The organism is Flagellimonas ochracea (assembly GCF_009903685.1).
Taxonomy (GTDB): domain Bacteria; phylum Bacteroidota; class Bacteroidia; order Flavobacteriales; family Flavobacteriaceae; genus Flagellimonas; species Flagellimonas ochracea.
Map to the genome: position 1 here is coordinate 16,207 of NZ_JAAABI010000004.1, position 25,100 is coordinate 41,306.

The window sequence follows — 25,100 nt, forward strand, 5'->3', positions numbered from 1 at the left end:
TTTCGTAATCATACCTTTAATATACAGTTATTTATCAGAATATCAAGTATTTAACAAGTTTTAACGTTTTGTGTTGTCCATATTGACCTATCTTAGAAAATCTTAACAAATTATCTCGAATTGATAACTTTTGGGCAAGGAAAGCGAACATTTAGATTTGCCTTGATAATTTTATGAAGACCAGAAATCTTTTCATTTTAACAACGGTAATAGCAACCCTTTTGGGGTTTTTGATTCACTGGAGGGAATATGAAACCAGAGAACAAGTCTCCTTACTTCATGTGTTGATATGGCAGTTGGTTATTTGGACACCTTGGATTATGGGGTTTAAAGGCTTGGAAAAAACCATAAAAAAAACCAAGTCCATAGAATATGGGGATGTCTATGTATTTGGTTATGGCTTTCTTTGGATTTGTTTTCATTACGGCTGGTTTGTTTTGATAAGCTCCAATTTTAGTCCTTATCGAGAGTTTTCTGGCTTCCGATTTGGTGTATATCGCTACTTTTTCATTTTCTGGACACTCATCGATATTGGGTTGCTGTGGTTTGCAATTGACAAACTCAAGTCGAAGGCAGGCGAAGAGGACAACCGGTCACCACTCTTTGAACTCACCCGCGGAGACAAAAAGTATTTTTGTAATCCTTCTCAAATTCACTGGTTGGTTGCTGAAAACTATTATACCAAACTGTCGACCACAGAAGGTATTTTCATGATGCGGAGGACACTGAAGTCATTTCACGATGTGTTGCCCTCCGATAATTTCAAGAAAATCCATAGATCAACCATAGTCAATGTTGATTATGTATCGGAAATATCAAGGGGCAATACCCAAAGTTTGGAGGTGGTGCTCAAAGATGGCACCCGAAGAAGGGTAAGCCGAAGTTTCGCCAAAGAAATCCTTCAGTTTTTCAAGAACAGAACCTACTAGTGCAATTCACTATCAAAAATTTGTGCATTTACTGCATTGCGTCATTTTGATTACGCAGGTTGACCATTTTAGGAATAAATTGATTTCAAAATCAAGCGAAAAATGGCATCATTTACCCTCACTGTAAACAATAAAAAAAGAACGTTTTCTGCTGAACCAGACACCCCATTACTATGGGTGCTACGTGATATTTTGGGATTAACTGGCACCAAATATGCCTGTGGAAAGGGAATCTGCGGTTCCTGTACTGTAATTGTGAACGGAAAATCCGTGCGATCATGTGCAATGGCCATTCAATATATTGGCAAAGATGAGGTTTTAACGATTGAAGGGCTTTCGGAAGGTGCGGACCATCCCATTCAGAAAGCATGGATAGCGGCCGATGTGCCACAATGTGGATATTGTCAGCCCGGATTTATAATGAGCACTTTTGACCTGCTTTCCAATAATCCCGAACCTTCAGACGAGGAAATTAATCAAGCATTACAAGGCAACATTTGCCGATGTGGCACTTACACTCGGATAAGAAAAGCCATTCAGATTGCTATCACAGAAACCGAAAACTGATAGCAACCGCTTCATTAAGTTTTATTGTTTTTTGATAATCCAAGAATAAAAAGCATACCATGAAAAATACATTGGGAAGAAGAAATTTCATCAAATTGACCGCTTCGGCCAGTGGTGCACTGGTTGTGGGATTACACTATCAATCCTGTATGCCAAATAAACAAAAAGCCGAGAATTACGGATTCGTGCCACTCATACAAATTGACACTGACGGTTGGGTAACGCTAATTGCCAAAAATCCAGAAATAGGGCAAGGGGTAAAGACCACGTTGCCCATGATTCTGGCTGAGGAACTAGGGGCAGATTGGGAAAAAGTGCGTGTGGTTCAAGGAGATTTTGATACAAGCTATGAAGAACAATGGGCTGGGGGAAGTTATGCTGTTGTTTTAAACTGGGATTTAATGCGCACTGCTGGAGCTCGAGTTAGACATGCACTTATTGCAGCCGCATCACAACAAATGGAAGTCCCCGCTTCGGAGCTGACCACTAGAAAAGGTGATGTTGTCCATGAAAAAACGAACAGAACAATTCCTTTTGGTGAACTGGTGGTTTCTGCCTCCACAATTACTCTGCCCGAAGAGGTCGATTTCAGACCTACCGAGAGTTATGAAATTGTGGGGAAAATTTGCCCGCAAGTGGATTTGGAGAAGATGGTGAGTGGAACGGTTCCATACTGTATTGATTTACACTTACCAGACATGGTGTACGCCACCGTAGTCAAAACTCCGGTGCACAGGGGCAAAGTACAAAGCTTTGACGATACCCAAACCCGAAGCGTTGCCGGAGTAACGAACGTAATTGAATTGGACAACAGTGAATATGGGGGACGACTTCTTGATGCTAACAGTCCCAATTTCGTAAACGGCGTTGCTGTTTTGGCCAACTCCACCTGGGCGGCCTTTAGAGGAGCAGAAAAACTTGAGGTGGTTTGGGATAACACAAATTCAAGACAAGAGGCTTCAGCTGGGATATTCAAAAAATTTCATGACCAACTCGCGGAGACTTCTGTGGAAAGACAGGATGGAAATATCGAAGAAGCTAAAAAAAGAGCAGTTTCCTATGTAGAACATGTGTATGAAGTTCCCTTTTTGGCCCATGTCACCATGGAACCCATGAACTGTACAGTCCATTTTCGTTCCGACATATGTGAAGTTTGGGCGCCCACGCAGAATCCAGCTGCCCTTGAAGCGGGTCTTGTAAAACTTTTTGGATTAAAACCCGAGCAAATAAAGATACATCTGCCAAGAATAGGAGGTGGTTTCGGCAGAAGGTTTTATGTGGACTATGCCATGGATGCCGCAATACTTTCAAAAAAAATGGGGAAGCCTGTCAAACTCATTTGGACTCGCGAGGAAGACGTAAAGCATGATTGGTACCGTCCAGCGAGTGTGCAAAAAATTTCCGCTGCCTTGGATGAAAATGGCAAGGTGATTGGGTGGCAACAAATTCTGGCCAATGCATCCCGAAAGACATCATTGGGTAGGGATGGCGGTCCAGCAGGTACCGAGATAGATGAATATGATTTTCCAGCCGGATTTGTTCCCAATCTGCAGTTTGAATACGGCCATGTACTGAGTGATGTGCCCCTAGGACAATGGCGAGCTGTTGGGCCTACCGCAACGGCCTTTGCCGCACACAGTTTTCTTAATGAGCTGGCCGTGTTCAACAAAAAGGACCATATTGATTACTTCATGGAATTTCTAGGGCCACCACGAATGGTCCCCGTGGTAGGAGAATTTAAGTATGACACAGGACGTTTAAGGGCGGTTGTAGATAAAGTAAGGCAAAACAGTGGTTGGGATACTCCATTGCAAGAAGGACAAGGCAGGGGGTTTGCAGCACATAGGCAAGCAGGCTCCTTTGTGGCGGAGGTGGTCACCGTGGAAGTAGGAGGGAACAATCAACTTAAAATAATTCGAGTAGATGCCGTAGTGGATTGTGGCCTTGTGGTAAATCCTTCCGGGGCTGAAGCACAAGTGGAAGGGGCCATTTTGGAGGGGTTATGTGCAGCGTTATATGGTGAGATCACCATTAAGGATGGAGCTACGGTTCAATCCAACTTCCATGACTACCGATGGATGCGCCTCAACGAAATTCCCGAGATGCATGTGGAGTTCATCAAAAATGACTTGCCACCACGGGGATTGGGCGAACCACCCTTGCCTCCGGCGGCACCAGCCTTGGCAAATGCTATTTACGCTGCTACGGGGAAAAGAATTCGAAAACTGCCAGTTGGCAGTCAAATTCAAACAGGATAACATGAAAAACTACATTTTTAAATGGAGAAATCTATCAGTTTTATGGGCATTTATAATAACAGGAAATCTTTCTGCCCAAGAAGCTGAAATAGCCTTGGTCGATGTTTCTGGAGAAGATGAGGCCGTAGCGGCCGCTTCAAAAATTCTTCACAATGCAGGAGGTAAACAAGTCTGGTCAAAAAAGATATTTATTGTTTATGAGAAGGCCTTTTTAAGGAATGGGACCGAAGCCAATCTCAAAATTATTCGAGATTTGGATAGCACAACAAGACGGATAGAATCCCGGACCGATACTTCTTCTTATATAGAATACATCGGTGTGGAGAATGGGTGTACGGTTAGGGAGGGAAATCATGAGGAAATGGAAATGGACGTGCTCCAGATGGAACGCCAAGGGTTGAAACAATCTCCATATTACATATATCATCGGTTGGCGAAGGGAGATCCTCATATTAGGGTTGAGCTCACCGAGGACCAAAACAGACTTAATATTTATGACAGGGGAAAGTTGCTATGTTGGTTTTTGGTTGATGCCAATGGAAAGCAATACAGTTGGGGAAATTATTACAATGGGAAATTAAATCAACACTATTATGGTCCCTACAAGAAATTAGGTGATGCCATTTTACCCAGTTGGGGCACTTCCATGGATGGTGGATTTCGGTTTGAGTATTTAGTTTCTGAATTTTTGGATGAAAATGTCGAATTTAGTTGTGACCACCTGTAACACCAAATAGAATGGAACGGTTTAAACGTGATTTTACCTATTGGCAATCCTTATTTAAGATTTCTCTAATGGTTTGTATCATGTGTATTTCATTACCAGTCATGTCACAAATCCGCGTTCCGCGGGGACAAAACCAAATATTATTGGACGGCCGTATAGATTCCAAGGAGTGGCGGAGAGCTGAAACCATCACGATTGAAAAAGGGAGCCAAATACGTTTTTTGCAGGATGATAAAAACCTCTACATTGCGGTGGAAGGAAGAAAAAAATGGACACGCTATGTGGATTTATATCTGAAACAGGATGCTGTGCTGACCAATCTACATGCTTCCATGCAATTGGGCGAGCGGATGCTAAAAGGAAATTGGAACGACACCCTACCCAAATGGAACTGGGGCAACAATACGGATTGGAAGGCCAATACGGTCAAAATTATTTCAGATGAAGAAGATGTCCCTCTTCGAGAAGCCCTAGCTTCTTACGATGGTTTCGAATTCCAGATTTCCAAGGAAAGGATGACCGATAACGAACTTCTCATTAGAGTGGAGTTTAGAGATTTTGAAGGAAAGGCACCGGACATCATCTTTCCTGAGGGAACTTCAAGATATACACCCCAGCAGTGGCTTAGGTTGGATTTGAAGTGACTTCAAATAGAAGGCACCTATATGTCTACAATCATTTACATCCGTTTACAAACGAAAGCAAACGTTTTAATACCGAATGCGAATTTTCCAAGCCGCTATGTTTGCCCTGTCGAATGATAAGAGTTCGATAGTCTTAACTGTTTAACGCAAAAATTAAAAATTATGAATTCGCTAAAAAACAAAGTACAGTTGATTGGAAACCTAGGAAACGATCCAGAAATCATTGTAACCGAAAATGGAAACAAATTGGCCAAGTTTTCCGTCGCCACCAATGAAACATACAAAAACGCACAGGGAGAAAAAGTTACCGATACCCAATGGCACAATGTAATTGCTTGGGGCAAAACAGCGGAGATTGCCGAAAACTATCTTGTTAAAGGAAAGGAGATTGCCATAGAAGGCAAGTTGACCTCCCGCAGTTATGAAACCAAAGAGGGCGAAAAAAGATACATAACAGAGGTACGCTGCAACGAACTTCTAATGTTGGGGAAATAATTTAATCCTACGGATTATCGTAAAAGGGGGCCAGTTGGTCCCCTTTCTTTTTTTTAACACATATTTCATACTAATTTAAGGAAAGATGGTGCAACGATTCGGGCGCTTTTTCGTCTAACACTATAAACTAAGGTCATGCAAGTTAGATTCCTCTTTTTATTGCTTTTTGCAAGTTTGGGCCCATGGGGGTTTGCCCAACAGGGGGGAGCTGCATTTCAGGGATTGCGTTTTTATGAACAATTGGCACTTAGGGATGCTGCTTATGAAGCTTCATTGCATGTATTGACCAATCAAGACGCCCAAGATTATTGGATAGACCAACGCAACTACGAACGGAAATTGGGCAAGGTCAACTTTTCGGCCTATTTGGCCTACAAGAGGCAAAAGAAAACGGCCTATTACCAACACCTGCAAAACTGCAATACTTCCTGTGGCCATGGACCCGAATACTACGCTTGGGCCCAGGACTATCTTTCTTCATCCGATTTTGGGGATATTTTAGAGGCAAGTAAAAGCAAGGTGACCCAGAATTTGGCAACAAGAAAAAACCGATAAGTGGCATAAAAAAATCCACACTTCGGTGGATTCTTAAGCTACTTTCTTTAAAAGGTCAAAACAGGGACAGCGCTTGCAGCGTTTATGCTCGCCTTTTTTATATTTTTTACAGCATTTGGTCTTGCAATTGTTCGGAGACAAATTTTTCAGCAAAGCCTTTTTCTGCTTTTTTTTGGAATTTTTCTTCTTTTTGCCCATGGTTGATTCCGATGGTCCAAAAATAATTATTTTAAATTAATCTAAATAAAAAATTATTAACAAAGTGGCATGAAAAAACGTTAAAACCGAAGTGCCATGCCCAAGGTGTTTGGGCCAAAGGTCAAGTTCCAGCTTACTTTTTTAGTATCGGCATTGTATTTTTCGTTGTACTTTCTATCCAAATATTTATCAATCGATTCAACAATAAAAATGCTCAAAACCGTACTGAAGGCCACATCGGACACCCAATGAAAATCATCCATGATGCGAGCAAAACCAGGAATGGCTCCCACCGTGTAAAGACCGGCTTTTATCCAAGGGCTTTTAAATTGCTTGGCGATGGCGTAGGCATTGCTGAAGGACAACATGGCATGGCCCGAAGGAAAAGAATCAAAATTGAATACCCTATCGATATTAAAAGGGTCATAAACATCGGAGTTTTCACCACTTTTGGGTCGGGCTCGGCCCACAATCCTCTTGCTGACTTGCTGTAACAGGCCGCCTGCGGTAGCCGAGGAAATAAGCAGTACCCCTGTACGTCTTAATTTTTCATTTTTGGTGAAAAGTCCAAATAAATAGACCCCACCGGTAAGCATGTAATTGTTTTCAGGACTACCATACTCATTGCCATAATCCAAAACAAAATCGGGAACATCTTGATTAAAACCGTTGGTCCAATTATTGAGTTCATCATCCACCGTAAAGAGCAGCAAGGTCCCACTGGCCAAGTACCCAAAATTGGCCCAATCTTTTCCCTTCCAATGAAAGGGGCGTGAATAGGCATGACCGACCCCACCAAAAATAGTGCCCACATCGTAGGTGAAATGGTTCCAAAGTTTGTCTTTTTTTTGCGCTTGTACCTCGGGGGACATAATCAAAATAATCACCAGAAATATCGGGAGGTTTTTTAGGAATTTCATGTGGATTAAAGGTTGGTTTACTTTGTAAAATTACGTATAAATATTCTGTGCCAGTCGAAAGGTATTGGCGTGGGCCTCTACAATGGTTTTGATATCGGGGGAATAACCACCACCCATGCTGCATTGCATTGGAATCTGGGCATCGTAACAGGTTTGAAGCACATAGCGGTCACGTTCCTTACAGCCCTCCGAGGTCATGGCCAGGGTTCCCAGTTTATCCGAAGCCAAAATATCCACCCCACAGAGGTAAAAAACGAAATCGGGTTCCACGTTTTGCAACAACTCAGGAAGTGTTCTTTTTAAGATTGAAAGGTATTCTTGGTCGTTTGTGCCCTTTTCCAAGGGAATGTCCAAGTCTGAAGTTTCCTTTTTAAAAGGATAGTTGCCTTTGCCATGCATGGAAAAGGTATAAACAGTTGGGTCAGTCGCAAAAATCTCTGCAGTGCCATTACCTTGGTGCACATCCAAATCGATGATCAGGATGTTTTTCGCCCATCCCTTTTGCTGGAGATAGCGCGCACCGATGGCTTGGTCGTTCAGCAGGCAAAAGGCCTCTCCACGATTAGAATAAGCATGGTGTGTGCCGCCAGCAATGTTCATGGCAATACCATGTTGAAGGGCAAAATCACATCCCCGTAGGGTGCCATCCGCTATGATGCGTTCCCGTTGCACCAATTCATCGCTTAGGGGGAATCCGATTTTACGGACTGCCCTGGGTGTAAGCGCTAGATTGATCAAATCTTGATAGTACATTTCTTCATGGGTGGCCAAAATGTGTTGGTCATCTGGAAATGTAGGTTCAAAAAAATTTTCTTCCGAGCAAGTACCCTCATGCAACAGTTGTTGGGGCAACAGTTCGTATTTGACCATGGGAAACCGATGCCCTTCGGGCAACGGGTGTTTGTAAATGGGGTGATAGGCTATTTTGAGCATCAGTTGATGGTCTCCCCATTCCCAACACCATCCTCATCGGGGTTGACAAAAACGAGTTTGCCTTCTTCATTCTCTGTCATCAAAATCATGCCCTCACTTTCCACACCACGAAGTTTTCTGGGGGCAAGGTTCACCAAAACGGTCACTTTTTTGCCCACGATGTCCTTGGGGTTAAAACTTTCTGCAATTCCCGAAACAATGGTTCGGGTGTCCAGACCCGTATCCACTTTTAGAACTAGCAATTTATTGGCCTTGGGCATTTTTTCCGCTTCCACTATGGTGCCCACTCGCATGTCCAGGTTACTAAAATCATCAAAGGTGATGGTGTCCTTTTGGGGAGCGATTTCTTTTTCCATTTGTGCATTCACTTTTTTGGTGGCTTCCAGTTTTTCCAGTTGCTGTTGGATTTCGGCGTCATCTATTTTGCGGAACAGGAGTTCACTTTTGTTGATTTGGTGACCTGAAGGCAACAGCGCTTCATTTGTGCCCATATCATTCCAAGAGGTCTCGACTGCGCTGGATCTGACATTCAAAATATTTTTGAGTTTTTCTGAAGTGAAGGGCAAAAACGGCTCACTGAGTGTGGCCAATCCCGCTGCAATTTGAAGGGCTACATACATAATGGTTTTTACCCGTTCCTCATCGGTCTTGATTAATTTCCAAGGTTCTTCGTCCGCTAGATATTTATTGCCCAGACGGGCCAGGTTCATCAACTCTTGACTGCCCTCCCGGAAGCGGTATCGTTCCAAGGAATTGGATAAAATTTCCGGAAAACCTTTCAGCGTAGCCAAAGTATCCTTGTCAATTTTGTGAAGCTTAGTGGGGGTCGGCACAACCCCGTTGTAATATTTATGGGTAAGCACCGTTACACGGTTCACGAAATTGCCGAATATGGCAACCAACTCATTGTTGTTTCTGGCTTGAAAATCTTTCCAGGTAAAATCGTTGTCCTTGGTTTCCGGTGCGTTGGCCGTTAAGGCATATCGGAGCACATCTTGCATGTTTGGAAACTCTTCCAAATACTCATGCAGCCAAACTGCCCAGTTTTTGGAGGTGGAAAGTTTATTTCCTTCCAAATTTAAGAACTCATTGGCTGGAACATTTTCGGGCAGCACAAAATCGCCATGGGCCTTGAGCATGCAAGGGAAGATTATACAATGAAAAACAATGTTGTCTTTCCCTATAAAATGCACCAATTGCGTGTTTTCATCCTTCCAATATGGTTCCCAGTCCTTGCCTTCACGCTCGGCCCACTCCTTGGTTGATGAGATATAGCCGATGGGCGCATCGAACCAAACATAGAGCACTTTTCCTTCACCACCTTCCACAGGGACCGGAATTCCCCAGTCTAGGTCGCGCGTAACCGCCCGTGGTTTTAGGCCATCATCTATCCACGATTTGCATTGACCATACACATTGGGTTTCCAATCGTGTTTATGACCTTCCAGAATCCATTCTTTCAAAAATCCTTCATAGCGGTCTAGAGGCAAGAACCAATGCTTGGTCTTTTTAAGGGTAGGGATACCCCCGGTAATGGTAGATTTTGGATTGATGAGGTCCGTGGCATTCAACGAAGAGCCACAATTTTCACATTGATCACCATAGGCTTCTTCGTAGCCACATTTGGGACAGGTTCCGACCACAAAACGGTCTGCCAAAAATTGTTCGGCCTCCTCATCATACAGTTGTTCGGTTTCCTCCTCAATAAAATCACCTTGTTCATCCAGTTTTTTGAAGAAGTCTGATGCTGTTTTATGATGCACCGCTGCCGAGGTTCTGGAATAATTATCAAAAGAAATACCAAAATCCATAAAGGATTTCTTGATGATCCCATGGTACTTATCTATGATTTCCTTGGGATTGACCCCTTCTTTCTTCGCCTTCATGGGAATGGCCACACCATGCTCGTCGCTACCACAAATAAAGGCCACATCGTTTCCTTTTAGGCGCAGGTATCTGGAATATATATCCGCAGGGACGTAGACCCCAGCCAAATGACCGATATGAATGGGTCCGTTGGTATAGGGCAAGGCGGCAGTTACCGTATATCTTGATGGGGAGGAATTCTTGGGCATGTACTGGTATTAATTAAGCTCCAAAAATACTGATTTTGGCTAAAGCCAATACGATGTTGCCCTAAAAAAGGAAACCTCCGAACCATGCCTCCCAAATTGGGGTGTGGGGAGGCATGACAGGAGGATTCCGGAATGCGTGTTTTGAGTGACTACATAATCATTACGGATTTGCTCATTCGCTGATCCGCTACGGAAATTCTGTAAATGTACTTTCCGGTGGATAAGCTATCGCGCATGCGCTCCCTAATATTGATTTCGGCTGATCCTTCGAGCATCATCTCATTGAAAACTGTTCCGACCTTTTGTCCCAAGATGTTGAACAGCTCAATATCCACATGAGCCGCAAATGGCATTTCCAAATGGATGTGTGGAGCACTTGCGTTGGGATAGTAGGGCGTATGCACAATGGTATCCAAGATTTCTGGATTTGGATCCATGCCATCTTCACTTGGTGGGGTTTCGGGCAGTGTAGGTGGGTCATTGTCCATGGCGATATCGTCAAAGGTTTCTCCACTACAGTTGAAGCCCAAATCAATTGCTCTGTACTGATAGCCCAACAGGTGTTGCTCCACAGAAGTTCTCGGAACACAAAGCCATTCGGCCAATACCGTTCCATACAAATCCCTAAAGTCCATGGTATAATCCAGGTTTCCTCTGCTGTTCGGGCTATCCAAGGAAGGATGGTCGCCTACAAAGGCACTTCCACTCAGTCCAGAACCAAAGAATAGGGTGGGAGCCGCCTTTCCGTGGTCGGTACCATTAGATCCGTTTTCAAAGATTCTACGGCCAAATTCAGAAAAAGTCATGCTCAGTACCTTATCATCTTGTTCGGTACATGCCAAATCCTCATAAAAATTGTTGATGGCGATGGAAAGATTCGACATCAATCTTTCGTGGGCAAGGGGCTGGTTGCCATGGGTGTCGAATCCTCCCATGGAAATCATGTAAACCTTGGTGCCCAAACCACCTTTGATCAGTTTGGCCAATAGCGATAATTGGCGGGCAAAGTTGTTGTCCTGATATTCTACACATCGCAAAGCATCTCCACGCTCGTAGGCCTCATGAATTTTTCCCGCATACTCGTATGTGGTATTGGCGACACCACGTAAGAAACGAAGTTGGTCTCCATACATACAGTTATCAAAAGGTGCATTTTCGATGTCGTAGAAAGTGCCGGTTTGCGCTATTTCTTCCAATTGGTCCACGTTGTTGGTCACAAAGGCATAATTGGTTTCTTCACCTTGGAAGACCAAATTGGCAAGGTTTCCAATTTGAATGGCAGCTGGCGATTCTGGCGGATTAATTAAATAGTCGGGATAAAGATCTTCGAAATGTCTTCCCATCCAACCGGTATTCAGCCCTGAAAATCCAGTGGTAGTCAAATCGGTATTGGCAAAAATGTCGGAACCGGTAAAGTGGGACAAACTTTGGTTTTCATACCCTACGCCATGAACAGCCTTAAACTGCCCTTCTCCCCAGAGTGGTTCCAGGGAGCTCATGTAGGTGGGAATACCAAAATCGTCGGTAAGTTTTAGGACTTTACTTTCTGGAATGTAGATATTCGGCCGCGCATTAGCATAAGTATCATATTGTTGTATTGGGATAACAGTGCTCAAACCGTCATTACCGCCCGAAAGTCTTATTAATATAAGAATGTTATCCGTTTCCGCTGCTGCAATGGCAGAGGTCAGGGGGGATGGGGCGGAAGCGGAGACCAAGCTGCTTCCCAAGAACATGGATCCCGAGCCGGCTATACCCAAAGCTTGGATAAAAGACCGTCGGCTCCAATTTTTATGTTCCAAATCGTGGCCTTCGTGTTCAAGGCCTTTGTGTGGTGATGTATCGTTATCGTGGGTGTGATGAGTATCGCACATGGTTGTAGGGGTTATTTTAGTTGAAATTCGGGTTCTCTGCTTATATGTCTTAGCAATAGATAAACTTGCGCATGGGCATCTTCTAGTCCCATATTCCAGCTATTGGTTTCATAGGTTCCGGTATCTTCGTAAGGTTCCCTGAAAACAGTGATAGCCCTATCATAATCGGCATCGGTCAACAAACCTTTTGGCGTCAGTTTATCCACAATGGCTCTAGTTACTACGGCGGGATCACTCTCTGTAGCTCCCGTAGGACCAGCTGCTGCAATGCCGAAGGCTCTGAATTGCTCTTGGTCTGCTTGGTAGAAACGTTCCAAGAAAACCTCCGCTGTCAACCAGCGACCTATAATAAAATTTGTATTGATCCATTCTCTGTCGCGTTGCCAACCGGCCACGTCAAAAGGATCAAAAAGCTCTTGACCAATTAATCTACTAGCGTCTATTACATTAATTACCGTGGAATCATCATAAGTAAAACCGGTTTCTTTGATAAGACCCATATATAAATCAAAAGGACTCTTTATAATGACACCAATAGCGGTATCATCAAAAAAGTGCTGGCTTTTAAACAATTGTCTAAGAACCGGAGCTATTTCAAAATTGTTGGCGATGAACGTCTGGGCAAGACCATCAATAATTTGAGGTGCAATGCCGCCATCATCATCTGTGGAATCGGGATGAATCAAAAATTCATACAGCTTCTTGCAAATGAACCAAGCAATTTCGTTGGGTCTTTCATTGAAGAGAATGTCAATGGTGTCGTCATAACCCCAATTTCCTGTTTGCCCTAGAATTGTCTTGTTTTCGGTATTGAAATCCTCAGGGTTAAAAGTTACTTGTGTACATCCTTCTTCTCCCCGCTCGGTATATCCGGAAAGGGACTTGGAGGTTTCAATAATGTCCTCTTCGGTATACCCGTTACCTTCACCTAGAGTGAAAAGCTCGTATAGCTCACGAGCATAGTTTTCATTGGGATTGTTTCCGCGGTTTCTTACCCCATCCAAATAGTACAACATGGCACTGGTAAGCCCAACTTCGCTCACAAAGGTTTTAAAGTTACCGAGGGCATTTCGCTGCAAACAGTTTATATAATAGTATAAAAACTGATTACAATTATAAACATCCAATTCGGTTACAAAATGGTTGCTCCAAAAGAAGCTCATTCTATCCCGTAGGTTGTTGTCCAAAAGTTGGTTTCCATAGGTAATTGAAAATTCTTCCAACTGTGCCCTGCGCAATTGGCGGGCCAAGTCGTCGTCCTCTGGGTAATTGGCATCGGTCCAATCCGCCCATGCAGGTGCTGGAATTGGTGGAACTGCAAGAGCTTGGTCGACCAAATTATCAACAAGGTTATCTGCGGTTTGACCTACAGCGGCATTAATTGTCTGTACTGAGGCACTAAAACCTAGCCTCCGATACAAGTGGGCCGCACGTAACTCATCCAAGGGAGCGGTATACGGGGCCAACGTTGAGGAATTACAATTGATGAAGTACTCCATAGCAATGTCTGGCGTTAAAATAGGTACATAGTTTTGGGGCAACTATATGTTTAGCTAACGTTGGGTGTGGTTCAATGAGTCCAACAAATTACAATCTTAACGTTCGTTTTGCCATCAACCACCAATTTTTTCGATGAACTGCACATTTTTTTTAATATTTTTCAACACAAATGGCAAAACACAACGAATTTGGGACTATTGGAGAGCAAATGGCTGCTGATTTTCTGTATAAGAAGGGCTATCGCATTTTAGTCAAAAACTACCGCTACCAACATGCCGAAGTAGATCTTATCGCACAACAAGGGGATGTGTTGGCGATTGTAGAAGTGAAGTCAAGAACCAATAGCTTTCTTGAAGACATTTCCAGCACTGTGAATCGGAAAAAGATGAGACTGCTGACCCTTGCCGCGGATAACTTTGTTCAAGAAAAGAATTTGGATGTCAATGTCCGGTTTGATGTAATCACTATTATTAAGGACATGGACCAGTACAAAATTGAGCATCTGGAGGACGCTTTCTATCATTTTTAACCATTTGTTTGTTTTATAACAATATGTTATTTTTGTCATAAAATTGACCAAATGAAAACCATCTCCGCTGTTGTTGAACATTACATCAAAAAGAAACCCTTTCTGCAAAGCGCCTTGGCACAGGGTATAATCAATTTGACTTCATTGTCCAGACAGATTAGACCTGAAATTGCCGAGGAATTGGGTAAGGAGGTGAAAGATGGGGCGGTGGTCATGGCCTTGAAGCGCTTATCGGACGATTTGGAGTTTAGGGCCACGCACAGGATTGTAAAGGTCTTAAAAAATATTGGGGAGATTACAGTACGTTCCAATTTAACCGACTATACCTTTCTGGCTTCAGATACTATTCTGCAACAACAGGCGAAGCTACTGGAGGAGGTGAATGCCAATCAAGATGTGTTTTATACCTCTTCCCGCGGGGTAAACGAAATCAATATTGTGATCAGCAACTCGATGGATGCCGTTGTCGAAAAGTATTTCAAGAATGAACGCTGCACTCAAAAGGCCGAGAATTTGTCTTCCATCACGGTGAAATTGCCAGCGGAAAATGTTTCGGTTCCCGGTATCTACTATTTTATTTTTCAGCGATTGGCTTGGGAGGGCATTGTCCTGTATGAAGTAATATCCACTACCAACGAATTTACCATTTTGGTCAACGAGGATCAGGTCGATGTGGCGTTCAAGACTATTAAAGATTTAAAAACGCTATAGGTTTTGATAAACTAAACCAAGGACATATTCGTTATTGTTGAAGACACTTTTTTGAACAATGACCAAGAAAAGAATCTTTTTGGGGGCAATGATCCTGTTCGGAGCGTATCTCTGTTATTTGGCCTACATTTTTATCCTTTCTCCAAAAACCAATTTGCAATCCATTTACCTTATTCCCAAAGATGCGGTTTTCATCATTGAGTCGGAACAACCAGTGGATAGTTGGGGCCGAGTGAGTGAAAGCGAGGCGTGGAATCATTTGCAGAAGAACGACTACTTTTCGGAACTCACGGAAAACATCCAAAAAGTGGATACCGTGTTCAAGAACAACAACAAATTGTTCGAGTTTTTTGATGGTCGTTCCCTTTTTATCTCCATCCACATGATTTCCCAAAAGGATTATGGAATTTTCTATGTGCTCGACCTCAAGCGCATAGCCAAGCTGAAGCTGCTCAAAACATATCTTAATACCCTGCTCAACAATCATTATACCTTGAGCAAACGGCAGTATCACAATCATGAAATCTTGGAGGTGCACGACCGCAATAGCAAGGAAACCATGCACATGGCCTTTATAAAAAATCAACTGGTGGCCTCCTACACGCATACACTGGTCGAAGCATCCATTGACCAATATCAAGAACCTGTTTTGGGAAGAAATCTCAATTTTATCGAAATCAACAAAAAGGTCGGGCATGAAGACCTTTTTAGAATGTATGTGCAATACAATTACTTCGATGATTACATAAAACGGTTCACGGACAAATCTTCAGATTGGGTAAAACGGATAAGTGAGAATCTCTTGTTCTCAGGATTTCATTTTGAGTTGGACAAAAACAGCGCCCTGACCGCAAAGGGATTCACCAAAATCAGTAGTGTCAATGAATATTACCTGGAAGCTCTGCAAAAATCGGGCAAGGCCAAACGTAGCATTCCCAACATTGCCCCAATGCGGACCGCGCTTTACATTAGCTATGGATTCGACAGTTTTGCCAAATTCTATAAGAATTTTAGCATTGTACAGCAAAAAGACCCGAAACGGTTTGAGAATTATCAAGCTGGGATAGAAAAAGTGGAACAGTTTCTCAAAATCGATGTAGAAGAACACTTTGTGAGTTGGATTGGCGATGAAATGGCCCTACTCCAGATTCAGTCCAACATATCCAAAGGAAAAAACGATATGGCCTTAGTGCTCAAAACCAACAATTCCGAGCACGCGAAAACGAATTTAGATTTTGTATTGGAGCAAATCAGGAAAAAAACTCCCGTAAAGTTCAAAGCCGTGGACTACAAGGACCATCAAATCAATTTTCTGTCCATCAAAGGATTTTTCAAGTTGCTTTTGGGCAACCGGTTCGATGCATTTGACAAACCCTACTTTACCATGATTGATGATTTTGTGGTGTTCAGTGACAATCCCAATACCTTAAAAAGTATCATTGATGGTGTTGTGGAGGGTTCCACGCTTTCCGCTTCTCGTGAGTATAAGGAGTTCAGCAAAAAATTCCAATCGGAATCCACCGTGTTTGTTTATAGTAACATTCCCGTTTTATATGATAACATGTATGCCTTGGCTGACGTTGTCACCAAGAAAAAAATGCTAAAGAACAAGGATTTTATTATCTGCTTCCCGCTTGTGGGATTACAATTGACCCCTGAAGATAATTTGTTTGAGAGTCTATTGATAGCCAATTATCAGAATGTGGAAGAAGTGAAGAAAAAAGCACAATTCGAGGAAAGAGTTGTTTCAATTACGAAAAACCAAAACCCTGTATCTGGCGAAATAACCGATGCAATTTTCAATCTTGATCCCATCTACCCTACGGATTTAAGTGCAAAATTGTTCAGCAGAAAGTATGCCAATGGCAATGTTAAATTTGAAGTGGATTTAAGGGATGGGCATAAAGATGGGCGATACACCCAATACTATCCTGATGGCACCAAAAAAATGACGGGACGTTTTCGAAATGATGAGCAAGTGGGCACATGGCGCTATTATGATCAAGAGGGCAAACTGGTTCATAAAAAACGGTTTTAAGATAACATCCTATTGATTTTAGCATTTGAAAGGCAATTAGTACCTTCCTGTGCAAAATCAATCTTCTCGGATGAAAAGTATTTTATACCTCCTTGCAACACTGTTCATTTTAAGTTCGATAGCCACGATAAAGGCGCAGGAATATTATTTCCCGGAACGGTATGAAACATGGAAAACTGCTGAAAAAAATCAGTTTAAGCTTGATGCGCAACAGTTGAACAAAGCCGTTGATTTTGCCAAGGCCAACCAATATTCAGGTTCCAGTGATTTGCGCAGGGCCATTTTAAAAGGATTTGAACGCGAACCTTTCCATGAGATTTTAGGTCCGACCAAAAAACGGGGTGGCCCCGCAGGGATGATCCTGAAAAACGGATACCTTCTTGCCTCTTGGGGAGACACCCAACGAGTAGACATGACCTTTAGTGTCACCAAAAGCTTTTTGTCCACGGTGGCCGGGTTGGCCGAAGACCAAGGCCTAATAAAAAGTATTACAAACAAGGTAGCCAACTATGTTTGGGATGGCACTTTTGATGGCGAGCACAATTCCAAAATCACATGGGAACATTTATTGCAACAGAACTCCGATTGGTCGGGCGAACTTTGGGGATTAAAGGATTGGGCGGACCGCCCACCCCGTGAAGGCGGATTGGACGATTGGAGATTCCGAAAACTCAATGAGCCTGGCACCGTAATGGAGTACAACGATGTGCGCGTGAATGTGCTGTCGTATTCGTTGACCAATGTTTGGCGCAAACCGCTGCCCTTGGTCTTAAAAGAGGAGTTGATGGACAAAATAGGAGCTACGCCCACATGGCGGTGGTATGGGTATGACCACGCATGGACCGTAATTGATGGGATGCAAATGAAATCTGTGACGGGAGGCGGGCACTCCGGAGCAGGATTGTTTATTTGTACAGAGGACATGGCCCGTTTTGGCATGGTGTTCTTGAATAATGGGAGATGGAAAGACCAACAGCTTATCAGCGAAGATTGGATTAAAAAAGCGACCACACCTTCGGTGCCCAATGTAAATTATGGGTATATGTGGTGGTTGAACCAAAAGGGAGGTTCCCGACATTGGGAAGGGGTGCCTCAACATGTGTTCTACGCAGCAGGCTTTGGCGGCAACTTTATTGTGGTGGACCAAAAAAACGATTTGCTCATTGTAACCCGCTGGTTGGAACCTTCCAAAATTGGTGAGTTTGTAAAGCAAGTGTATGAGGCTTTTAAGGATTGAGTGTCATTTCGAACGAATGTGAGAAATCTAAATTAAAAAGAATTACCTAACAGGAATAGGCTCAGATATCAAAGGCTCCAAAACCTCCAACGCTTTTTCCACACTGGTCACATCATCAAACACCAACAACAACCGCAAGCCATTTCGGGTTTGTTTTTCCTTAAGTTGGGCCCGTTTGGGATGGTTTTGTACATACTGCAACACTTGGGTAAAAGCAGGACTTTGGTAAAAGTTGGATTGTTGGTCAGCGATAAAATACCCGATAAACTTGCCCTTTTTCATCACCACCCTTTCTAAGCCGATATGTGTGGCAATCCATTTAATGCGTACCGAGTTTAGCAAATCCACCGCCTGCTCTGGGAGTTCTCCAAAACGATCCACCAGTTGAGCCTCAAATTTTTGGAGGCCCGCTTCGTCTTCAATTTCATTGAGTTGGGTGTAGAGGTTCAACCGTTCCGTAATGTTATTGATGTAATCGTCGGGGAAGAGTAGTTCAAAATCCGTGTCCAGTTGCGTGTCTTTCACATATACCTTTTCTTGGTCGCCTTCCACTTCCTCATACAATTCCTTGAACTCGTTTTCCTTGAGTTCCTCAATGGCCTCTGTCAATATTTTTTGGTAGGTTTCAAACCCGATTTCATTGATGAATCCACTCTGCTCACCACCCAACAAATCCCCGGCACCGCGTATTTCCAAATCCTTCATGGCAATGTTGAACCCACTGCCCAATTCGGTAAATTGTTCCAAGGCCTCTATACGTTTTCGGGCATCTGGGGTCATGGCTTCATAAGGAGGAGTAATAAAATAACAGAAAGCCTTTTTGTTACTTCGACCTACGCGTCCTCGCATTTGGTGCAGGTCACTCAACCCAAAATTATTGGCATTGTGGATAAAGATGGTATTGGCGTTGGTCACATCCAAACCACTTTCCACAATGGTGGTGGAAACGAGCACATCAAATTCCCCGTTCATAAAAGCGAGCATGAGTGTTTCCAATTTTTTACCCTCCATTTGGCCATGGCCAATCCCTATTTTGGCATCGGGCACCAAACGCTGAATCATACCTGCCACTTCCTTTATGTTCTCTATGCGATTGTGGATGAAAAACACCTGTCCGCCACGTTGAATCTCATACGAGATGGCATCACGGATGATTTCTTCATTGAAGCGTATCACCTGACTTTCGATAGGGTAGCGGTTGGGTGGTGGTGTGTTGATTACGGAAAGGTCCCTAGCGGCCATTAAACTGAATTGCAAAGTTCTGGGAATGGGTGTGGCGGTCAAGGTGAGCACATCTACATTTTCCTTGATGGATTTCAATTTGTCCTTCACAGCGACGCCAAATTTCTGTTCCTCATCCACAATCAACAGTCCCAAATCCTTGAACTGTACATTTTTATTCACCAATTGATGGGTGCCGATAATGATATCGATTTTTCCTGTTGCCAACCGCTCAAGAATTTCCCGTTTTTCCTTTGCAGTTCTAAAGCGGTTCAGGTAGTCCACGGTGACCGGCATTTCTTTCAACCGCTCTTTAAAGGTTCTATTATGTTGAAAGGCTAAAATGGTGGTTGGCACCAAAATGGCTACTTGTTTGCCGTTGTCCACAGCCTTGAAAGCGGCTCGAATGGCTACCTCGGTCTTCCCAAAGCCAACATCGCCACAAATAAGCCGGTCCATGGGCCGCTCGCTTTCCATGTCCTTTTTTACATCTTGGGTGGATTTTTCCTGATCCGGAGTGTCTTCGTATAAAAATGAAGCTTCTAGTTCATGTTGGAGATAACTGTCCGGAGCATATTGAAAACCTTTTTCCAACCGTCGTTTTGCGTACACCTTGATAAGGTCAAAGGCAATTTTTTTGACACGGCTCTTCGTTTTTTGCTTCAGTTTCTTCCAAGCGGCTGAGCCCAATTTGTAAATTTTGGGAGGCGCACCATCCTTGCCATTGTATTTGGAGATTTTATGTAACGAGTGGATGCTTACATACAAAATATCCCTGTCACCATAGATCAACTTAATGGCCTCCTGTTTTTTGCCCTCAACATCTATTTTTTGAAGTCCGCCAAACTTGCCAATCCCATGATCTATATGCGTGACGTAATCTCCAATTTCAAGCTTGTTGAGCTCTTTTAGGGTAATGGCCTGTTTCTTGGCGTAGCCATTTTTTAAATGGAACTTGTGGTAGCGATCAAAAATCTGATGGTCGGTGTAACAGGCCAGTTTTAAATCGGGATCAATAAACCCTTTATATAATGGGAACACAATTGTTCGGTAATGCACGGTTTCATCTACTTCATCAAAAATGTCGTGAAAACGTTTGGCCTGTTGCTCCGTGGAGCAGAAAATATGGTTGGTGAAACCTGCTTCACGATTTTCATTGAGATTTTCAATGAGCAGGTCAAATTTTTTATTGAAAGCAGGTTGGGGTTTGGTGTTGAACGTTACATCGAGCGCAGTCGAGATGTTCCTGTTTTGGCCATTTATTTCCACCAATAAGAATTCCTGCAATTGATTTTTCAGCAAAGCCGAATCCACAAAAAGTTCTTTGGGTTCTGCATGCTTTATTTCACTGCTGAGTTTTGCAAAGCTTTCCTCGGCCTTGGCAAAAAAGGAATCGATGCGATCGTAAATTAAAACAGGATTTTTTGCAAAAACGACCGTTTTGGGTGAGATGTATTTGAGAAAACTTTCACGATTTTCCTGAAGAAACTTGTTCTCTACATTGGGTATGATAGCGATTTTTTTCACTTTATCCGTAGAAAGTTGGGTTTCTACATCAAAAGTTCGGATGCTGTCCACCTCGTCCCCAAAAAATTCGATGCGGTAAGGCTCATCGTGGGAAAATGAAAATACGTCGACGATACCTCCACGAACGGAAAACTCCCCAGGTTCGGTCACAAAATCAACCCGTTTGAACTGGTATTCGAACAATACCTCGTTCAGAAAATCTAGGGAAAGGGTGTCCTCCAGTTTAATTTTCAGGGTGTTCCTGTCCAGCTCCTTTCGGGTGACCACTTTTTCAAAAAGCGCATCAGGATAGGTTACAATGACCGCCGGTCTCTTTCTTGAATTGATACGGTTCAAGACCTCGGCACGCAGCAGCACATTGGCATTATCGGTTTCTTCAATTTGGTAAGGCCTGCGATAACTTCCCGGATAAAAAAGCACATCCTTTTCACCAATCAATTGTTCCAAATCGTTTAAATGATACGCTGCCTCTTCCTTATCATTCAGAATTAGAAGAAAAGGAGCATCCACCGATTTGAAAACTTGGGAGACCACAAAGGAAAGGGAGGAACCCACCAGTCCTTTCACATTGATCCTTTCGGCGGCGAAAGACTTCTCGATTGCGTTCGAAGTGAAATTTTTGGCAATAGCATCCTCCAGTTTCCGTGTTTGCGGAGACTGTTCAAAGAATTGGGAAATGGGGGTTTTGGTCAATCCAAAAACTTTGTGGCAAATATAAAGTGAATTGTTTTTAGGAGAAGTATTTTTTGAGATTTCTCAATCATCAGCAAAGCTGATTCATATCAAAATAATCTTTTTCAATCTGTCATTTCGAACTAAGGTGAGAAATCTTCTCTGGCAATGGATTTCTCAATCGTCATTGCATTCCTCATTTCGAAATGACATAAGATTGTATTGTCATTTCGACAGAGCAAAGCGACGAGACATCTAAACTTTTACCACAGCATCTTCTACAATGGCATAAACCTCGTCTTCTTTGGAAGGCTGCAACGCATGAGTACCTGTAAATTCACCAAAAGCGGGCAATATCATTTGGTTTTTGGTCTTAAAAAAGCAGGATAATTTCAGCCGCTGTCTACCAAAACCTTGCAGCTTTATTGCAGGGTGGATATGGCCACAGAAGGTAAAGAGTCCCTCTCGCTCCTCAGGATGGTGCGTCAGCAAAAAATCGTCCAGCACCCATTCCGAAAAGACTTTGACTTGCAGTTGTTCAAATTTTTCCGGAGCGATGATGTCATGGTTTCCAGAGACTAAGATTATCTCCGCAGGGGTTTTGGCCACCCAGTTTTCAAATAGTTGCCATTCCTTGTTGAGGTATGAATGAAACAAATCACCCAAAAAACAGATTTGAAAAGGTTGAAAATCGGTCACTACTTTGTCGAGCAGCACATAGTTTTTATGGATGGCCTTTCTTGGAACCGCAGCGCCGAATTTTCTAAAATGGGATACTTTGCCCAAATGCACATCACTAATGAGCAGCAAGGATTTTTGCTTCCAGAAAATTCCACCCAAATGGTGTAATTGGAATACTTGATTTTTTATGAAAATGTTTTGAGTCATGGATGATTTGTTGTTCCAAATTTATTGCTACTGTCATTTCAAACCTAGCGAAACAAGTGCGAGAAATCTCTTTTACCACAGATTTCTCAATTGTCGTTTCACTCCTCATTTCGAAATGGTAGGCGTTTCTGTATTCATTAGGTCAATTTAGCGGTCATTCGTTTAATGCGGTCGGCCAATTTTTCATTTGATAATTTTTCGCGTAGCCTATCTGTGATGATAGGAAAGGAAAAGGGTGTAGGTCGCTCACATTTTCGCCAAACAATCTCCTGTTGGGCAATACGTTCCAAGGCCAAACGTAGTCGCCCTTCCTCCAATTGATGTTCAAAGGTTTCCGTAAAAGCCTGTTGATAGAGTAGGTTGTCGTCCTCAAAATCCTTGAAAACGTCAAACAAAAGCTCCGAACTGCTTTGTAGATGCTTCATTTTTACTCCTTTTTCGGGATATCCGGTAAAAACCATGCCACTGATTACGGCAATATCCCGAAATTTTCGTCGCGCCATCTCGTTGGAATTCAAGCTTTTTTGAAGGTCAGATAGCATGTAATCCGTAGTGAACAGATTGTTGTCCAAAATGGCTTGTATATCGATTTCTTTGTCCGACAAGAGTTCAAATCCGTAATCGTTAAATGCCAAGGAACAGGTAATTGGTGCCAAAAGGCTAATGCGATAGGCCAATAAACTGCTCATACCTTCGTGTATGGCCCTACCCTCGAATGGATAAAAAATATGATGGTACCCATCTCGGGTTTTAAAGGTTTCAATCAAGAACTGATGGGGTTGCGGCACAATGCTCTCTTCCCTTTGTTTCAAAAACATGGGCAGCAGAGATTTTATTTCCCTTGACTGTTTTTCAACTGGTAGTTCGGCGGTATACAATTCTTGCCGCAGCAATTCGGACATTTTTGCTGAAAAACTTAGTCGTCCTCCCATCCAACTGGGCACTTTATTGGTTCTTTTTGTCGAATTTTTTACATGGGCGGCCATTCCCTTTATCCGAATGAACTCCAGATTTCGGCCTGCAAAGGTGAAAACATCCCCAGGACTCAATTTTGAAATGAAATATTCTTCAATACTGCCAATGTACCCTCCTTTTTGGTAGCGCACCGAAATATGGGCGTCGCCCACAATGGTGCCAATTTGGAAACGATGCCGGATACCTACGGCCCTGTTGTTCACTTTGAACTTCCCATCGTCTTCGACCTCTACCTTTTTGTATTCATCGTAGCTCTTCAAGCTTTGGCTACCCATAACCAAAAAGTTCAGTAACCATTGCCATTGTTCCTCACTTATGGCTTGATAGCAAAAGGTTTGTTTGATTTCTGGATAGATTTCCTCTGGGTAGAATCCGTCCGAGACGGCCAAAGTGGTCAAATATTGAATAAGCACGTCAAAACTGTTTAAATAGGGAATACGGTCCTCTACCGCACTGTTCCGTACGGCCTTTTGCATGGCGGCTGCTTCTATCAATTCTATGGCATGAGTAGGCAAAAAATAAATGACACTTTCTTTTCCGGGTCTATGGCCGCTACGGCCTGCCCGCTGCAAAAATCGAGCTACTCCTTTAGGGCCACCAATTTGAATAACGGTTTCCACCGGGGCAAAGTCAACCCCCAAATCCAGACTGGACGTGCACACCACAGCCTTTAAACTTTCATTGCGAATGGCCTGTTCCACCCAAAGTCGTGTCTCTTTGTTGATACTGCCGTGGTGCATGGCTATTTCCCCGGCAAACTCAGGATATTTTTCCAGAATTTTTTGAAACCAGATTTCACATTGACTTCGGGTATTGGTAAAAAGAAGCGTGGTTTTGCTGTTATTGATGATGGGCACCACTTCATCCAAAAGATGTAATCCCAAATGGCCCCTCCAAGGAAAGGTTTCCATTTTTTTAGGGATGATACTTTTTACTGTGATTTTCTTGTTAAGATTGGCCTTCACCAAAATTGAGTTTTCCAATTGGGGAGACATGGCCCCCAACAATACCTGTTGGGCCTGTTCTAAATTGCCAATGGTGGCAGAAATGCCCCAAATACGAAGATTTTTGCAAACCGTTTTCAATCGGGAGATGCCCAGTTCCATTTGTACACCACGTTTGGAGCCCAAAAGTTCATGCCATTCGTCTACTACTACCGCGGAGCAATTCGCAAAGGTCTTGGCATATTCTTTAGAAGACAATAATAAGTGTAGGCTTTCTGGGGTTGTAATCAACAAATCGGGCATGGTCTTGCGCTGTCTTGCACGCTCTTTTGTGGATGTATCTCCTGTACGGATGCCAACCGTCATTTGGGTTTCCAAATCTTGGGTGATACGCTCTGCCGATTGTTTTATTTCTTGGGAAAGCGCCCTTAAAGGAGTTATCCAAATGGCTTTAAGTCCTTTTTTGTGGCGGGTTTTGTAATCGGGATTGTGCTTTATATAGTTCAAAACAATGGGAAACCAAAGGGCGTATGTTTTTCCACTACCGGTAGGAGCGTTCAACAGTCCGTGTTTTCCCTCCAAAAAAGCACGCCAAGTTTTCTTTTGAAAAGGAAAAGGTTTCCAGCCTTGATTTTGGAACCAATTTTCGGCAATATGGATGAGTTCCTTTTGGGTCATGAATG

Annotated in this window: 19 protein-coding genes; 11 read left to right on the forward strand and 8 right to left on the reverse strand. The window is 43.0% G+C overall.

Going from position 1 to position 25,100, the window contains the following annotated elements; genetic code table 11:
• Nucleotides 1-173: 173 nt before the first annotated feature.
• The 7 genes from GTQ34_RS11760 (at nucleotide 174) to GTQ34_RS11790 (ending at nucleotide 6,175) form a co-directional block, all read left to right on the forward strand.
• Nucleotides 174-929 carry a LytR/AlgR family response regulator transcription factor gene (locus GTQ34_RS11760; protein ID WP_166524007.1) on the forward strand — a complete coding sequence of 252 codons (756 nt, stop codon included), beginning with the start codon at nucleotides 174-176 and terminating at the stop codon, nucleotides 927-929.
• A 102-nt stretch (nucleotides 930-1,031) separates the two neighbouring features.
• Nucleotides 1,032-1,496 carry a (2Fe-2S)-binding protein gene (locus GTQ34_RS11765; protein WP_166524008.1) on the forward strand — a complete coding sequence of 155 codons (465 nt, stop codon included), beginning with the start codon at nucleotides 1,032-1,034 and terminating at the stop codon, nucleotides 1,494-1,496.
• A 59-nt stretch (nucleotides 1,497-1,555) separates the two neighbouring features.
• Nucleotides 1,556-3,754: a xanthine dehydrogenase family protein molybdopterin-binding subunit gene (locus GTQ34_RS11770; protein WP_166524009.1), complete on the forward strand. Its 2,199-nt coding sequence runs from the start codon at nucleotides 1,556-1,558 to the stop codon at nucleotides 3,752-3,754.
• A gap of 1 nt (nucleotide 3,755) precedes the next feature.
• Nucleotides 3,756-4,481: a hypothetical protein gene (locus tag GTQ34_RS11775; RefSeq protein ID WP_166524010.1), complete on the forward strand. Its 726-nt coding sequence runs from the start codon at nucleotides 3,756-3,758 to the stop codon at nucleotides 4,479-4,481.
• A 101-nt stretch (nucleotides 4,482-4,582) separates the two neighbouring features.
• Nucleotides 4,583-5,125 carry a DOMON domain-containing protein gene (locus GTQ34_RS11780; protein WP_166524011.1) on the forward strand — a complete coding sequence of 181 codons (543 nt, stop codon included), beginning with the start codon at nucleotides 4,583-4,585 and terminating at the stop codon, nucleotides 5,123-5,125.
• A gap of 162 nt (nucleotides 5,126-5,287) precedes the next feature.
• A complete protein-coding gene (locus GTQ34_RS11785; RefSeq protein WP_166524012.1) occupies nucleotides 5,288-5,620 on the forward strand; it encodes a single-stranded DNA-binding protein in 333 nt (110 codons plus the stop codon).
• Nucleotides 5,621-5,755: 135 nt separating this feature from the next.
• Nucleotides 5,756-6,175 carry a hypothetical protein gene (locus tag GTQ34_RS11790; protein WP_166524013.1) on the forward strand — a complete coding sequence of 140 codons (420 nt, stop codon included), beginning with the start codon at nucleotides 5,756-5,758 and terminating at the stop codon, nucleotides 6,173-6,175.
• Between the two features lie 278 nt (nucleotides 6,176-6,453).
• Here GTQ34_RS11790 and GTQ34_RS11795 read toward each other — a convergent pair whose 3' ends face one another.
• The 5 genes from GTQ34_RS11795 to GTQ34_RS11815 all read right to left on the reverse strand — a co-directional run bounded on the left by GTQ34_RS11795 (nucleotide 6,454) and on the right by GTQ34_RS11815 (nucleotide 13,716).
• A complete protein-coding gene (locus tag GTQ34_RS11795) occupies nucleotides 6,454-7,293 on the reverse strand; it encodes a phosphatase PAP2 family protein (RefSeq protein WP_166524014.1) in 840 nt (279 codons plus the stop codon).
• A gap of 30 nt (nucleotides 7,294-7,323) precedes the next feature.
• Complete coding sequence (locus GTQ34_RS11800) at nucleotides 7,324-8,226, reverse strand: histone deacetylase family protein (RefSeq protein ID WP_166524015.1); 903 nt, start codon at nucleotides 8,224-8,226, stop codon at nucleotides 7,324-7,326.
• A complete protein-coding gene (metG, locus tag GTQ34_RS11805) occupies nucleotides 8,226-10,301 on the reverse strand; it encodes a methionine--tRNA ligase (RefSeq protein ID WP_166524016.1) in 2,076 nt (691 codons plus the stop codon). Before metG ends, GTQ34_RS11800 begins: the two co-directional genes overlap by 1 nt.
• A 149-nt stretch (nucleotides 10,302-10,450) precedes the next feature.
• Complete coding sequence (locus tag GTQ34_RS11810) at nucleotides 10,451-12,175, reverse strand: DUF1501 domain-containing protein (protein WP_166524017.1); 1,725 nt, start codon at nucleotides 12,173-12,175, stop codon at nucleotides 10,451-10,453.
• Nucleotides 12,176-12,186: 11 nt separating this feature from the next.
• The gene (locus tag GTQ34_RS11815) at nucleotides 12,187-13,716 is read right to left on the reverse strand and encodes a DUF1800 domain-containing protein (RefSeq protein WP_313790467.1); all 1,530 of its coding nucleotides are present in this window, start codon (nucleotides 13,714-13,716) and stop codon (nucleotides 12,187-12,189) included.
• 128 nt (nucleotides 13,717-13,844) lie between these two features.
• Between GTQ34_RS11815 and GTQ34_RS11820 the strand changes: the two genes are divergently transcribed.
• The 4 genes from GTQ34_RS11820 (at nucleotide 13,845) to GTQ34_RS11835 (ending at nucleotide 18,190) form a co-directional block, all read left to right on the forward strand.
• A complete protein-coding gene (locus GTQ34_RS11820) occupies nucleotides 13,845-14,204 on the forward strand; it encodes a YraN family protein (protein ID WP_166524018.1) in 360 nt (119 codons plus the stop codon).
• A 51-nt stretch (nucleotides 14,205-14,255) separates the two neighbouring features.
• Nucleotides 14,256-14,915: an aspartate kinase gene (locus GTQ34_RS11825; RefSeq protein ID WP_166524019.1), complete on the forward strand. Its 660-nt coding sequence runs from the start codon at nucleotides 14,256-14,258 to the stop codon at nucleotides 14,913-14,915.
• Between the two features lie 58 nt (nucleotides 14,916-14,973).
• The gene (locus tag GTQ34_RS11830; RefSeq protein ID WP_166524020.1) at nucleotides 14,974-16,953 is read left to right on the forward strand and encodes a DUF3352 domain-containing protein; all 1,980 of its coding nucleotides are present in this window, start codon (nucleotides 14,974-14,976) and stop codon (nucleotides 16,951-16,953) included.
• A gap of 70 nt (nucleotides 16,954-17,023) precedes the next feature.
• The gene (locus GTQ34_RS11835) at nucleotides 17,024-18,190 is read left to right on the forward strand and encodes a serine hydrolase domain-containing protein (protein ID WP_166524021.1); all 1,167 of its coding nucleotides are present in this window, start codon (nucleotides 17,024-17,026) and stop codon (nucleotides 18,188-18,190) included.
• A gap of 42 nt (nucleotides 18,191-18,232) precedes the next feature.
• On the opposite strand, the gene mfd is transcribed toward GTQ34_RS11835, so the two are convergent.
• The 3 genes from mfd to GTQ34_RS11850 all read right to left on the reverse strand — a co-directional run bounded on the left by mfd (nucleotide 18,233) and on the right by GTQ34_RS11850 (nucleotide 25,095).
• On the reverse strand, nucleotides 18,233-21,631 hold the full coding sequence (mfd, locus tag GTQ34_RS11840) for a transcription-repair coupling factor (protein WP_166524022.1): 3,399 nt from the start codon (nucleotides 21,629-21,631) through the stop codon (nucleotides 18,233-18,235).
• Between the two features lie 234 nt (nucleotides 21,632-21,865).
• On the reverse strand, nucleotides 21,866-22,498 hold the full coding sequence (pdeM, locus tag GTQ34_RS11845) for a ligase-associated DNA damage response endonuclease PdeM (RefSeq protein ID WP_166524023.1): 633 nt from the start codon (nucleotides 22,496-22,498) through the stop codon (nucleotides 21,866-21,868).
• 137 nt (nucleotides 22,499-22,635) lie between these two features.
• Nucleotides 22,636-25,095 (reverse strand): ligase-associated DNA damage response DEXH box helicase, encoded by a 2,460-nt coding sequence (locus GTQ34_RS11850; RefSeq protein ID WP_166524024.1) that lies wholly within the window; start codon nucleotides 25,093-25,095, stop codon nucleotides 22,636-22,638.
• Between the last annotated feature and the right edge of the window lie 5 nt (nucleotides 25,096-25,100).